Source organism: Pseudomonas carassii, assembly GCF_036324045.1.
Lineage (GTDB): Bacteria > Pseudomonadota > Gammaproteobacteria > Pseudomonadales > Pseudomonadaceae > Aquipseudomonas > Aquipseudomonas peradeniyensis.
Genome location: NZ_JAZDCT010000022.1, coordinates 1 through 14320 on the forward strand (window position 1 = coordinate 1; position 14320 = coordinate 14320).

The following is a 14320-nucleotide window of genomic DNA, read 5'->3' on the forward strand; positions in this document are numbered from 1 at the left end:
TGACAGGGCGTCAACCGTTAATTTCATGAAATTGAAATATGAAAGGAAACACCTCATCCAGAACGCCTGCCCCAGGCGGGCACCTGGCACACAACGCTCTACACTTGCTTACTCTCCCCTGACGGAGCCAACCAAGGTGCATCACGCAGGAAGCGATAGACCTCCTTCTATAAAGGCCCGACGCGGTGCAGTCATCTGGCTCACCGGCCTGTCGGGCGCCGGCAAATCGACACTGGCCGAGTCCCTGGCTCACCAGCTCGATGAACTGGGGCACGCCTGCTATGTGCTTGATGGCGATGTGCTACGCACGGGGCTGAACGCCGACCTGGGCTTTTCCCCCGAGGACCGTCACGAAAACATCCGCCGCACGGGTGAAGTGGCAGCCCTGTTCGCCGACGCCGGCCTGATCTGCATCGCAGCGCTGATCTCACCCTATCGCGCGGGGCGAGCCGCCGCTCGACTGGCCTGCAAGGCCGGCTTCCACGAGGTGCACATCAAGGCCGACCTGGCCACCTGCGAAGCCCGTGACCCGAAGGGCCTGTACCGCCGGGCACGGGCGGGAGAGCTGACGGGTTTTACCGGTATCGATGCGCCCTATGAGGCACCGGAACGGCCGGAACTGGTGGTGGAGACCGCACGAACGACATTAGCGGCGGCGACGGGGCAGTTGCTGGAATATGTGCTCGAGCAGCTGGCCCACCAGCCCCGATAGCGCACATGAAACGCGGTGGGAGCGGAACATGCCCACTCCCACACGACACCATCAACTGCCCGGGGCGATATCGCCGCGCTGCCAGCGCGCCTCGTTGTTGCTCAAGGCCTGGGCAATATCGGCCAGCTCATTGGACGGCAAGCTCTGCGGCAGCGGGTCGAGCCCAGCGCTGGCGAACAGCTGGCCGTAACTATTGCGCAGCTCGGCATAGGCCAGGTCACGACGCAGGTCGGCCTGCAGCGCATTCAGCTCACCCTGGATCAGTTCGAGTTCGCCAATGCCTTGCGCCTGGTGACGGTTGCGCAGCTGCTCGACGATCTGCTGGTCGAGACTCACCAGTTGCTGGCTGGTGGCGAATTGGCGGCGGGCTTCGTTGTAATTGGCGTTGGCCACATACAGCTGGGCAAGGATGGCCATGGACATGGCCTGGCGACGCGCCTCGACCACTTGCTCGCCGGCCTTGGCCACATCGATGGAAGCGGGCCCCGACAGCACATTGAACAGGTTCCAGGTGACCTTCACGCCATAGTCGGCCCAGTGCTGGTTGGTCAGGAAGCTGTTGCTGTCGTAATGCCCACCGGCCGAGAACTCCAGCCCCGGCAACATGCGCAGCATCGACTTGCGCACCTCGGCGGCACTGATGCGTGCCTGGTAATCCTGCTCACGCAGCTCGGGACGGGTTGCCAGGGCCTGCTGCTCCAGCGTTTCGAGGCCCACCTTGAGTTCCGGCACGCTGTAGTCGTCGGTGGCGGCGAGGGTCAGCTCGGTGCCGGGCGGCAGGTTGATCAACGCGCCCAGCTCGGTCTTGGCCAGCGACAAGGCCCGGCGCTGCTCTTCCAGCTGGCGGGTGGCCTCGATCAGCGCGCGCTGGTAGCCGAGCGCCTGGATCGGATCGCCGATGCGTTGCTCGCCCAGACGCTGGCTGTTGTCCCTGGCCTGGTCGACGCGCACCATCAGCGCATCAATCTGCTTGAGCAGGCGCTCAGCGGCCACGGCGCGCCAATAGGCCGAACGCACATCCTGGATGATGGTCTGCACCACCTTGCGCCGACGCTCCTGTACGATCAGGCGCTGGTCGCCCTGCTGCTTGGCGCTGACGTAGCTGACGCCGAAGTCGAGGACGTTCCAGACCATGGTCAGGTCGGCCACGTCGCGGTCGCGATCCTGGGAGGTCGACGGTTCCAGGGACTGGGTGTTGGTCAGCACGCTGCGGCTGCTCGACGCGCTGACGTTGCTGCGCCCGGCATAGCCGGCCGACAGGGCCATGCGTGGCAGCATGTCGAAGCTGGCCAGATCGACCTGGCGCTGGGCCAGGGCCTCCTCCATGACCTTCAGGCGCGCCTCCAGGTTGTACTTGACCGCCCTGGCCATGGCCTGGTGCAACGTCAGTGGGCCGTGCAGCGCCTCCTGGTCCTTGAACATGCTGGCCAGGTCGGCCTTTGCCCGCTGCTCGCTGACGCTGCGGTCGATGGGCTGGGTCTTGACCGCGCACCCCGTCACCGCCAGTGCCAGCACGCTTACCACGAAAATCCTCGATGCTCTGCTCATCCCTGTCCGCCCCCTTGGTACGGCACTGCTTCTTCTAATGGATAGCTTGCGTCCGCTGGCTCATGCCTGCGGCGCGGGTACCTCTACCTGCCCCAACGCCTGCGCCAGTTGCCTGGCCTGACGTTGCTCCCCCTCCCGGAAGGCCTGCAGTTGCTGCCCCAGGGTCGGTGCCCCGATCAAACCCTTCTCTGCCTCCGCTCCCTGGCGGAACGGTTTGCCGCCGCTGAGCTCATACTGGCCACCGTCATCCGGCAGCGTCTTGTCGAAGATGTTGGCCAGGCTGCTGGCCCCGAACACATTGGCGTCTCCGCCACCAAAGCCGAGGAATCCGGAGCCCGAGCCATTGCCGATGGCGTTGTCACCCTGGTGACCGGCGAATACCTGGGCCAGGTAGCTCGGCGCCAGCGCGCCGTTCTGGATGAACAGGTTGCCCAAGGCTGGCAACCCGCCGCCCGACGTCGGCACCTCGAACAACGGCTGTGGCAACAGTGGCGACTGGAACGGCGCCGTCACCGGCGCAGGCGAGGCCACCACGGGCGTGCCCGGGCTGACCTGCACCGGACGAGGCGGATAGGCGCGGAATTCCGGGTCGCCGTCGTTCGACTGCAAGGCCACGCCTTGCCCGGTGAAACCGCCGACCAGCACGTTGCCCGCAGCATCGGTGATGCCGGTGCCACTGCCCTTGAGCGCCAGGGCCAGGCTCCCGGCGCCGGCCACGCCGCCGACATTGACCTGCCAGGTGCGACCGTCGAGGCGCACCAGCGATTGCAGGGTGCCACTGGCATTGCCACTGCTCACCAGTTCGAAGTCGCCCAGGTCGACACCGCTGACGTTCTCGCTGAAGGTCACGGTGAATGACTGGCTGCCCGGAGCCGGCGACGGATTGCCCACGATCGAGACCACGGCAGGCGGGGTGCTGTCGACGACCACTGCGTGGGTATCGCCGATATTGCTCAGCCCCGGCGACAGTTGGTTGCCGGCCGCATCGTGCAGGCTCGCGCCATTGGCCGCCAACCCCAGCACCTGGATGCCATCGGCATCGTTGTCACCGGCTTGGACCTGATACTGGAACACCAGCGTCGGCGTACCCGAGCCGGCCACGAAGTCGGCGTAGACCGTGCGCCCACCCACATCCAGGGCGAGGCGCGGCACGCCGTCGACCACCACGGCTTCGCTGGTGTTGACCACAAACGTGAGGGTATCGCCGGTGTTGTAAGGAACGCCCACCGGCACACTGACGCTGCTCACCGTGGGCACATCGCGGTCGATGCTGTACACCGCGCCGGTGAGCCCGCCGACCAGTGCGTTGCCGGCCACGTCGGTGATACCGGTACCGCCGCCATTGAGGTTCAGGCCCAGGGTGCCGGTGCCGCCGACACCGCTGACGGTGACCACGTAGACACCGCCGCCCAATGCCTGCAGGCCGCTCAGGGTACCGCTGGCCGAACCACTGGCGACCAGGCTGAAGTCAGTCAGATCGACACCATTGACCCGTTCGCTGAAGGTCACCGTGAAGCGCACGCTCTGGGCATTGCTCGGCGACGGATCGAGGGTGACGATGCCGACCGTCGTCGGCGACTGGGTGTCGACCAGGACCTGATGGGTGTCGGCCACGCCATTGAGAGTCAGGTTCATGGCGTTGCCCGCCGCGTCGCTGAGGGTCGCGCCATTGGCGGCAAGACCGGTCACGCTGATGCCGTCGCTGTCGTTGTCTCCGGCCTGGACGGTGTACTGGAACACCAGCGTCGTGGTGCCCGCTCCGGCCACCAGCTCGGCGAATACCGTGTGTCCGCCGATGTCCAGCGCCAGCCGTGGCGAGCCCGAGACCTGGACGGCTTCACTGGTGTTGACCACGAACACCAGTGAATCTCCGGCGTTATAGGAGACCCCGACCGGGCCGCCGACGCTGGTCACTGTGGGGACGCGAGTGTCGATGGCGTAGTTGTTGGAGTCGGTACTGCCCACACCGGCGTTGCCCGAAGCCGCCGCCACCACGCCAGCGTTGTCCAGGGTGATCAGGTTGCTGGTGTCCTCGACATTGCTGCCGGGGGTCAGGGTCGCGGTCCAGGTGATGCCACCATCGCTGCTGCTCAGGCCACTCAGGGTACCGTTGGCCACGCTCAGGTCGGCCAGGGTGAAGCCACTGACCGCTTCGCTGAAGGTGATGGTCACCAAGCTCGATTCACCCACCCGCAAGGCGCTGTCAGCGACCACGACGGTGGCCGTGGGAATGACGGTGTCGACCGCATAGTTGGCCGAGGACGTGATCCCCGCGCCGGCGTTGCCGGCCAGGTCGGCAACGCCGCTATTGGCCAGGGTGATGACATTGCTGGCATCGCGCACACCCACGGTCGGGGTGAAGGTCGCGGTCCAGGTGATGCCGCCGTCGCTGCTGCTCACCGCGCTCAAGGTGCCGTTGGCCACCGTCAGATCGGCGTTGCTGAAACCGGTCACCGCCTCGCTGAAGGTAATGGTCACCGTGGTGGTCTCGCCGGCGGTCAGGTTGCTGTCGGCGATCACGATGGTGGCGGTCGGGCGCTGGCTGTCGATGGCGTAGTTGTTCGAGTCGGTGCTGCCGGAGCCTGCGTTGCCGGCGGCATCGGTCACGCCGGTATTGTCCAGGGTGATCAGGTTGCTGGTATCGGTGACAGCGGCGGCCGGGGTCAGGGTCGCGGTCCAGGTCACGCCGCCGTCGCTGCTGCTCAGGCCGCTCAGGGTGCCGTTGGCCACGGTCAGGTCGGCCAGGGTGAACCCCGTCACCGCCTCACTGAAGGTGATGGTCACCAGTGACGTCTCGCCGATGGCCAGGCTGGTGTCGGCCACCACGACGGTGGCGGTCGGACGCTGGGTGTCGATGGCGTAGTTGTTCGAGTCGGTGGAGCCGACGCCGGCATTGCCGCTGCTCTGACCGAACACACCGCTGTTGTCGAGGGTGATCAGGTTGCTGCTGTCGGTGATGTTGCTGGTCGGCGTGAAGGTGGCGGTCCAGGTGATGCCGCCGTCGCTGCTGGAGACGGCGCTCAGGGTGCCGTTGGCCACCGTCAGGTCGGCGTTGCTGAAGCCGGTCACCGCTTCGCTGAAAGTGATGGTCACCAGTGACGTTTCGCCGGCCCGCAAGGCACTGTCGGCAACCACGACGGTGGCCGTGGGCACGATGGTGTCGACCGTATAGTTGGCCGACGAAGTGGTGCCGACGCCGGTGTTGCCGGCCAGGTCGCTGATACCGGTGTTGTTCAGGGTGATCAGGTTGCTGAGGTCCCGCACCCCGACGGTCGGGGTGAAGGTCGCGGTCCAGGTGATGCCGCCGTCGCTGCTGCTCACCGCGCTCAGGGTGCCGTTGGCCACCGTCAGGTCGGCATTGGTGAAACCGCTCACCGCCTCGCTGAAGGTAATGGTCACCGTGGTGGTCTCGCCGACGGTCAAGTTATTGTCGGCAATCACGATAGTGGCGGTCGGCCGCTGGCTGTCGACGGCGTAGTTGTTCGAATCGGTGCTGCCGGAACCTGCGTTGCCCGCGGCATCGACCACGCCGGTGTTGTCCAGGGTGATAAGGTTGCTGGTGTCGGTGATACCGGCGGCCGGGGTCAGGGTCGCGGTCCAGGTCACGCCACCGTCGCTGCTGCTCACGGCGCTCAGGGTGCCGTTGGCGATCGTCAGGTCGGCATTGGTGAAACCGCTCACCGCCTCGCTGAAGGTGATGGTCACCAGCGATGTCTGGCCGATGGCCAGGTTGCTGTCGGCCACCACGATGGTGGCGGTCGGGCGCTGGGTGTCGATGGCGTAGTTGTTCGAGTCGGTGCTGCCGCTGCCGGCGTTGCCACTGCTCGCACCGACCACGCCGCTGTTGTCGAGGGTGATCAGGTTGGTCGCGTCGGTGATGTTGTGGGAGGGGGTGAAGGTAGCGGTCCAGGTGATGCCGCCGTCGCTGCTGGACACCGCGCTCAGGGTGCCGTTGGCCACCGTCAGGTCGGCATTGGTGAAGCCGATCACCGCCTCGCTGAAGGTGATGGTCACCAGGCTGGTCTCGCCCACGCGCAGGGCCGCGTCGCTCACCACCACCGTCGCCGTGGGCTGCAGGGTACTGACGGTGTAGTTGGCGGAGTTGGTGGTGCCGGCGCCGACGTTGCCGGCCAGGTCAGCCACCCCTGTGTTGTTCAGGGTGATGACGTTGGTGGCGTCCTGCACGTTGATCGTCGGAGTGAAGGTGGCCGTCCAGGTGATGCCGCCGTCGCTGCTGGCCAGCCCGATCAGGGTGCCGTTGGGCGCCGCCAGGTCGGCCAGGGTGAAGCCGCTCACCGCTTCGCTGAAGGTGATGGTCACCGTGGTGGTTTCGCCAACGGTCAGGTTGGGGTCGGCGAGCACAATGGTCGCGGTCGGGCGCTGGGTGTCGATGGCGTAGTTGTTCGAGTCGGTGCTGCCGGAGCCTGCGTTGCCGGCGACGTCGGTCACCCCGGTGTTGTCCAGGGTGATGAGGTTGGTCGCGTCGGTGATGTTGCTGGTCGGCGTGAAGGTCGCCGTCCAGGTGATGCCGCCGTCGCTGCTGGACACCGCGCTCAGGGTGCCATTGGCCACCGTCAGGTCGGCATTGTTGAAGCCGCTCACTGCCTCGCTGAAGGTGATGGTCACCAGCGATGTCTGGCCGATGGTCAGGCTGCTGTCGGCCACCACGATGGTCGCGGTCGGGCGCATGGTGTCGATGGCGTAGTTGTTCGAGTCGGTGTTGCCGGCGCCAGCGTTGCCGGCGGCATCGGTCACTCCGGTGTTGTCCAGGGTGATGAGGTTGGTCGCGTCGGTGATGTTGTTGGTCGGGGTGAAGGTCGCCGTCCAGGTGATGCCGCCGTCGCTGCTGGACACCGCGCTCAAGGTGCCGTTGGCCACGTTCAGGTCGGCATTGGTGAAGCCGGTCACCGCCTCGCTGAAGGTGATGGTCACCAGCGAGGTTTCACCGATCCTCAGGCTGCTGTCGGCCACCACGATGGTCGCGGTCGGGCGCATGGTGTCGATGGCGTAGTTGTTCGAGTTGGTGGTGCCGCTGCCGGTGTTGCCCGCCAGGTCGGTCACCCCGGTGTTGTCCAGGGTGATGAGATTGGTCGCGTCGGTGATGTTGCTGGTCGGGGTGAAGGTCGCCGTCCAGGTGATGCCGCCATCGCTGCTGGACACCGCGCTCAAGGTGCCGTTGGCCACGTTCAGGTCGGCATTGGTGAAGCCGGTCACCGCCTCGCTGAAGGTGATGGTCACCAGCGAGGTTTCACCGATGGCCAGGTTGCTGTCGGTGACCACGATGGTCGCGGTCGGGCGCACGGTGTCGATACTGTAGTTGGCCGAGCTGGTGGTACCGGCGCCAGCGTTGCCGGCACTATCGGTCACCCCGGTATTGTCCAGGGTAATGACGTTGGTCGCGTCGGTGATGGCGTTGGTCGGGGTAAAGGTGGCAGTCCAGGTCTTGCCGCCATCGCTGCTGGACACCGCGCTCAGGGTGCCGTTGGCCACGGTCAGGTCGGCATTGGTGAAACCGCTCACCACCTCGCTGAAGGTGATGGTCACCGTCGCGGTCTCGCCCACTTTCAGGGCCGTGTCGCTGAGGGTGATGGTCGCGGTGGGCGGGACGGTTTCGTGGATCGCCACGGACACCGACGCCGCGCTGGAGGTGCCGCCGTCGCCGTCGTTGACCGTGATCGACAGGGTACGGGTGGCCTGGCCGATGCTGTTGGCGGCGTTGCTGTTGTCGTAGGTGAGGTTGCGCACCACCGCCTGGACCGCCGCGGCGGTGGCGTTGCCGTTGAGCGTCAGGACCAGGTTGGCGCCGCCCGTGCCGCCGGCATAGGTGCCGATGGCCACGCCGCCGTAGCTGACCGTGTTGCCGCTGACGCCGATCTGCCCGGCAGCGTTGCCCTGATTACGGATACCCAGCACGTCCTCGCCGGCCACACCATTGCCGCTGACCGCCACGGTGAGGTTGCCGCCGGCGAAGTCGGCCGAATCACCGTCGCTGACCGTGGCATTGCCGCCGCTGTCCAGCAGCACCGCGCCACCGCCCTGGGTGAAGGTCTGGCTGTCGCCGTTGAGGTTGGCGATCACCGGCGCGGCATTGGCCGGCTGGACCACCACCGAGGCCGTGCGGGTGGTGCTGCCCATGTCGTCGTTGACGCTGACCGTCACGCTGCGGGCGCCGCTGGTCCAGGCCCCGGTGCTGTTGCCGTATGTCACCACGGCGAGGATAGAGCGGTACTGGGCCAGGGTGGCCACGCCGCTGAGCGACAGCACGGCGGTGCCGGAGCCGCTGATGGTGATGCCGTAGCTGGCCGCCGTGGCGATCTGCCCGGCGCTGAGCGACAGGGTTTCGTTGCCGCCGTCGAGCACGCCGCCGAGGGTCAAGGTCGCGCCGCTGACCTGGGTGTCGCCGTCGGTCTGGGTGAGGCTGATGTTCGGCATGATCACCACCGGCGTGCCGGCGAAGTTGACCGTGCTGTCGTTGCCGCCGGTGCCGGTGTCCAGGTCGACCACCGGTGGCGCCGAGTACAGCACCTCGTAGGCGCCGATATCGACGCCGCCGCCACGGGGCCGGTCGAAGCCACGCAGGTCGGTAAGCGGCGCGCCGGCAAGGGTGCCCTGGTCGATGGCGTTGCTGGCGGTGCTGGCCAAGCGGTAGTCACCCGTGGCGGTGTTGACGAAGTTGACCGCCGTGCCGATCAGGTTGGTGGTGCTGGTGTAGCCGCCACCGACGCCACCGTTGGTGGCGGCATCGAGGCTGGTGCCGTTGACAGTGTTGCCGGTGAAGATGCTGTTCTGCACCGTCACCGTGCCGGCCTGGCCGCTGGCCCAGCCGAGGCCGCCCGAGGTGATGCTGCCGGTGCTGGTGTTGAGGAACACGTTGTTGGCGATGGTGCTGTTGGTGATGCGCACCGTGCCGGTGCTGTTGCTCAGCACGATAATCGAGCCGGCCGCCACCGTGCCGGTGGCGCCGTAGGTCCCGGTGTTGTTGTAGATCGCCACGTTTTCCAGCACATGGTTGTTGTTGCCGCCCAGGCGCACCAGGGTCGACATGGCGGTGCCGCCAATGATGCTGGCGCTGTTGTCGTGGATCGTGGTGTTGCGCACCACCACGGTGGACCCCGCGGTGGTCGCCGAGTTGATTACCGTGCCGGCGTTGCTCTCGAAGTTGGAGTCCTCGACGGTGATCGAGCCACCATTAGCGCGAATGGCACCCCCGGCGATGTTGCTGGAGAAATGACGAAAATCCAGGTTGCGCACGGTCAGCACGCCACCACCGTTGCTTTGCAGGCCCGAGGCTTCGAGGGTATCGCGGCTGCCGTTGTTGTTGACGTCGCCGCTCAGGATGATGTCGCCCTTGCCGTCACCGTCGACATCGCCGTTGATGGTGATGTTGCTGGTCACCGCCAGCGCCGTGGCCGACGACCAGCGGATGGTCTGCCCTTTGAGGTTCTGGTGGAACACGATGATGTCGTTGCCGCTGCCTGCGGCCGAGCCGTCCACCGAGGTGTCAGTGTTCGCCGCCTGGATCGCCTCGGCCAGGGATATCTGGCCATCGTTGGTGATGGCCGACGCATCGGTGCCGGTGACGGTGATGGTCGCCAGCGAGGTGTTGAAGGCCGACAGGTTGCCCCGCTGCACGCCGACATCCGTGGCCACCACCCCGGAGACGGTCTCCAGCGCCCAATCCTCGCCGGCGCGATTGCCGGTGGAGTCGGACGAAGCGCCCACATCCGCACCGCTGAGCCGCGCCACTTCGTTGACGAACAGCTGGCCGTCGCTGCCAGCACCCGTGTTGCAGGCGAAGAAGCGAATGTCGCCGCCCGGCGCCAGGCTGCTGCCGATACGCGCAAGGTCCGCGCCATGGCTGGCCAGCTGGTTGGCCCAGATGGCGTTGCCGGCCAGGTAGACATAGCCCTTGTCACCGTGGCTGATGATATCGATCGAGGTCACGTCGTTGCGGCCATCGAGGTAATCGGCGATCTGCTTGAAACCGTCCTTGCCGTTTTCCAGCACCACCACCTCGACCCCGGCGGGGAGGCCTGCGATGAGCTTCTGGTAGTCGCTGACGGCGGAGTCGACGAACACCACCTCATGGTTGCCCGAAGCCGCCGTGACCGGTGCGGTGGCCGGTGCCGCCTCGTGGACCGGCTCGTGGGTGGCGCTGTCGCGGGTGCTGGCCGCATCACTGGCGGCACTGGTGTCCTTGGCCGCGCTGGCGGCCGCGGCCGCTTCGACCGCCTGGGCACCCTGGTCGGCGACCACGCCCACCGAGGCGTCGAACATCATGCGGGGCTCCAGGGCCTGGATCAGGCTGGGCCGGCTCGTGGAAACGTTGTGGGTGTGGGTGTCCTTGCCGCGTTTCCAGAATGCCATGATGCCCTCGCTCAGCCCTGAGGGCTGGTTGTATCGCCGTCCTTGCGATGAGGACGGCCTGTCCTTGTGGGGAAATCCTGAACGGACGACGGGGCGCCGATGTGCGCCCCGCTGTCCTCCTGCTACCTGCCCGACCTCAGTTGCGCGACGGGAAGATGCCGCTGGTGGCGATGATGAAGTTGATGCCCAGGTAAGGGCTCTGAATCGAGAACGGCTGATTCCCTCCGCTGGTCACGCCCGTGGAAGCCGGGATGGTGACGTTGAATGGCTTGAGCGTCGTGTCGCTGGCGGTCGAGGCGTAGATGTCGATTGCGGCGCCGGAACCGGTGGTGTCCTTGGGCTTGGCCAACACGCCAGTGGTCGAAGGCGCCGGCAGATCGGCCTCGCCTTCGGCGGCCGGGATGGCGACCGACACGGTACTGGCCGGAATGTTTACCGCCTGCGGCACCATGTTCAGCGACGTCAGGGTGACCGTTGGCGTGCCAGCCGCCTCGCCGAGGACGACATCCGGCAAGCCTGGGCCCTGCCCTTGCTGGACAGGCGCACGCCCACGCAGGTCGGGCAGTGCAAAGGTGGTCTGGCCATTGCCACCGTAGGTCGTCCCGAGAATCGAGAACAACGCGGTATTCTGGGCGATGCTCAGAATCTGTCCTTGACAGAGGGCCCAGCCCCGAGGGGCGAAGTTGCCTGCGAACAAGGTGATCTGACCGAGGAACGGCTCACTCATTTGCTGCTCTCCTTTGACAACACCGCAGAGCGGGCCTCATGGCCCGCGGGATATCACACCGATAACAGCCGCCCTCAGAGCGGCCGCTCGACGTGGAAAATCGCTTCAAGCACCGGTCGCCCATCGCTGTCGGGGCCTACCGGGGTCATCAACAGCAGCCAACCCTGCTCACCCGGTGGCGACAGGCGGAACAGCGCTTGCGGCAGCACGGTGCCGGCTGGCAAGGCGAACTCCGCGGCATAACGCTGGTGACGCGGCGACATGGCCGGCCCTTCGGTCACCACCAGCAATTGCGCCGCGAGCGCCTGTTCGTCGCTGATCCACAGCTGGAAGTGGCTGCCGGTGGCCTGTTGCAGGTCGGCGAAGCTGGGCATGGCATGCATGGCGGCTGATCCTTCAGGCACGAATGGCAAGGGTGGAGGCCGGGCGGCGCATCTTCAGGGACAGGCCGGTCTCGCCGACCACCTCGAACCCGCAGCGTTGGTAAAGGCGCAAGGCCGGATTGTGGGGTGTGACATGCAGGCCGGCGCTGAGCCCGTCGGCATCGGCTTGCGCAAGCCACTGACCAAGCAGCCGGCTGCCGATGCCACGGCCGCACCAGGCGGGCAGCAGGGCCATGTCGATGAACTGCACATGGCGGTCGCTCCAGTGCAGGTAGACGCGACCGACCGGGTCGCCCGCCACCTCGATGACGAAGAAGTCGGCATCGGCGAACTGATCCTGGTAGTAGTCATGCTGGGCCTGGAACTGCTGGTCGAGAAAGCTATCGATGGCTTCCCGGGGCCACTGCAGTTGGGCCATTTCGGCGGCACGCGTGGTGCCATAGAGCACGCGCAGGAACGCCCGGTCGGTGTCCGCGACGGGACGGAGATACACCTCGGGGATGGACATCGGGTCGGGCTTCCTGCGTCAGGTTACCCCATGGTGAGGGGCGCACATCCAAGTGATTTGTCCTACACGATTGTCAGCAGCGTAGCCGAAGAACAAGGCATATAGCCACTACCCGAGCAGGGTCTTTGCAACTATTTTCTCAAACACCCGTTCGAGGTGATTTGCCGCCTGATCCTAGGCATTTCGCAACCGTATGGATTCCAAAGCGTTGTAGGGCTCAAGAGCCCAGCGGGTGACGGCGGCTCGCACCTCATCACTGGCTTCATCGCGTTTACGCTGGCTGTCGGTGCTGAAATACATGGCCGGCTGCTTGGCATCGAATGCCGCGACCGCCTGCAGGCCCGCCGCATCAGCGGGTTGCAGGCCGAACAGCGGACCAAGGCGCCCCCACAGGGCAGTGGGCAGTTCGCAGTAGTTCACCGCGACAGCACCGTGGCGCTCGCACAACGCTAGGCCAGCCGCGAGGATTTCGCCAATCATCCGGCAGGTGTATTGCACCACGTCCATGTCCTGGGTATCGGCCAGCACCCTGTCGAGCCCCGAGACACCGAGCAGGCCCGGCACCCGGTGCATGCCCGCCTGACGCAGCTGGGAGACGACGATTTCCAGGGGATCGCGGTAAAGGAAGACCCGTGGCACGTCGGGGTACAGTGCCGTCAGCAGCGGCGCGTCGAAGACGTTCCAGGCATCGAGCTTGATCAGCAGCTGCTCCTCGTCGCCCCGGCGGCGCTGACCGTAGGCTGAGCACAGTGCGCGCAGGGCCTCGGCCTGCCAGGCGCTGGCGGCCGGATCCTGGCGGGCGGCGCGCAGCAGGTTGTCCAGCGGCGACGGTTCGGACAGCACGATGTTCCGCGTCTGGCTGGCCAGCAACTGCGCGATCAGCGTCGAGCCACAGCGCGACGCGTGGAACACCAGTGCCGCTGGCGCCAGGCCCGGGCTGCGGGCGTGCCAGTCGAGCAAGGCCTGGACATCGGTGTCACGGCGCATGGCCTGGTTGAACGGCAGGCGCAGCGCCTGGTCGACGTCATCGCGGAAAAACGGCTGGGTCAGGCGTCGTTCGCCGAACCAGCACCAGTCCACCCGCCAGCCGCCCTCACCCTGCCAGAGGCGGATCGGCAGCCAGCCGTTGAAATCCATCGAGGTGTTCAGACTCGCCATTGATCGCTCCATGCCTGCCGGCCCCGACGCATGGCGCCCAGCACCTCGGCCTCGGTAAACACCAATCCGTGCTCCGCGCCCAGGCGCACGGCCTCGGTCACGAAGGCTCGGCCCTCCTCCAGCGCCTGCAGGCGTGCGGCCAAGGTGGGTACCTCGGCCACCCTCAGGCGGAACTGCTCGAAGGCCTGCCCTGCCCTGCCGGGCTGCAAGGCCGGCGTCTGCCCCAGGCCGTCCTCGATCAGCACCAGCAGCCAGGGATCGGCCGCGCAATCGAGCACCAGGTGGATGCGCTCGCCGGGCCCGGGGTTGTTGACCCGGTGGGGGCGCGACAGGTCGATGAACCAGCACTCGCCCGGACGCATCGGTACCTGCAGGCCCTCCACCAGGAATTCCACGCCGGGCGGGCTCAGCAGCGGGATGTGCAGACGCAGGCAGCCGCCGGGGTGCCCCAGGTCGGGGTCGCAATGTTCATGGATGCGCGCGCCCTCGCCAAGGCGCAACAGGCGAGCGGCGCGCAGTGAAGCCTGGAACGGCGCCAGCACCGTCTGCCAGGCCGGTTCCTCCTGCCACCAGGCCAGGCTTTTCGGCGCCCCCAGGCCCGGCGCCAGTGGCATCGGGGAATCTTCGGCGCTGACCAGCGCCACCCCGCTCCAGTCGCCTTCGTGGTAGCTGTGGTTGAAATGCGTCTGCCAGACGTCGGTGGGGACCTGGGCCAGGGCTGGTAGCAGCGCGGGTAGATCTGCTGCCAGAGGGAGTCGGGAACATAGCGGTAGCGGGACTTCGGTCATGGATGTTCCTCGTTGGAAACGCTGCCAGGGAGCCTGCCCTGTCAGGGCAATGGTGATTGACCTTTGACAGCGTTGGGGCCGCTGCGCAGCCCTTTCGCGGCACAAGGCCGCTCCTACAAAAAGACACGG

At 66.5% G+C, this 14320-nt stretch carries 8 protein-coding genes; 1 reads left to right on the forward strand and 7 read right to left on the reverse strand.

Features of this window, described 5'->3' with window-relative positions; genetic code table 11:
- Nucleotides 1–136 precede the first annotated feature (136 nt).
- Entirely contained in the window at nt 137–712 is a 576-nt protein-coding gene (gene cysC, locus V0R62_RS16665) for an adenylyl-sulfate kinase (RefSeq protein WP_330104524.1), read from the forward strand.
- A 51-nt stretch (nt 713–763) separates the two neighbouring features.
- Here cysC and V0R62_RS16670 read toward each other — a convergent pair whose 3' ends face one another.
- From V0R62_RS16670 to V0R62_RS16700, 7 genes are all read right to left on the reverse strand, one after another.
- Nucleotides 764–2260, reverse strand: coding sequence for a TolC family protein (locus V0R62_RS16670; protein WP_330104525.1), 1497 nt, complete (start codon nt 2258–2260; stop codon nt 764–766).
- A gap of 60 nt (nt 2261–2320) precedes the next feature.
- On the reverse strand, nt 2321–10627 hold the full coding sequence (locus V0R62_RS16675; RefSeq protein WP_330104526.1) for an Ig-like domain-containing protein: 8307 nt from the start codon (nt 10625–10627) through the stop codon (nt 2321–2323).
- A gap of 136 nt (nt 10628–10763) precedes the next feature.
- Nucleotides 10764–11354, reverse strand: coding sequence for a phage tail protein (locus V0R62_RS16680; RefSeq protein WP_330104527.1), 591 nt, complete (start codon nt 11352–11354; stop codon nt 10764–10766).
- 74 nt (nt 11355–11428) lie between these two features.
- Complete coding sequence (locus V0R62_RS16685; RefSeq protein ID WP_330104528.1) at nt 11429–11737, reverse strand: DUF6916 family protein; 309 nt, start codon at nt 11735–11737, stop codon at nt 11429–11431.
- 13 nt (nt 11738–11750) lie between these two features.
- The gene (locus tag V0R62_RS16690; protein WP_330104529.1) at nt 11751–12245 is read right to left on the reverse strand and encodes a GNAT family N-acetyltransferase; all 495 of its coding nucleotides are present in this window, start codon (nt 12243–12245) and stop codon (nt 11751–11753) included.
- Between the two features lie 174 nt (nt 12246–12419).
- A complete protein-coding gene (locus V0R62_RS16695) occupies nt 12420–13403 on the reverse strand; it encodes a sulfotransferase family protein (RefSeq protein WP_330104530.1) in 984 nt (327 codons plus the stop codon).
- Nucleotides 13391–14191 (reverse strand): aspartyl/asparaginyl beta-hydroxylase domain-containing protein, encoded by an 801-nt coding sequence (locus V0R62_RS16700; protein WP_330104531.1) that lies wholly within the window; start codon nt 14189–14191, stop codon nt 13391–13393. Before V0R62_RS16700 ends, V0R62_RS16695 begins: the two co-directional genes overlap by 13 nt.
- Nucleotides 14192–14320 lie beyond the last annotated feature (129 nt).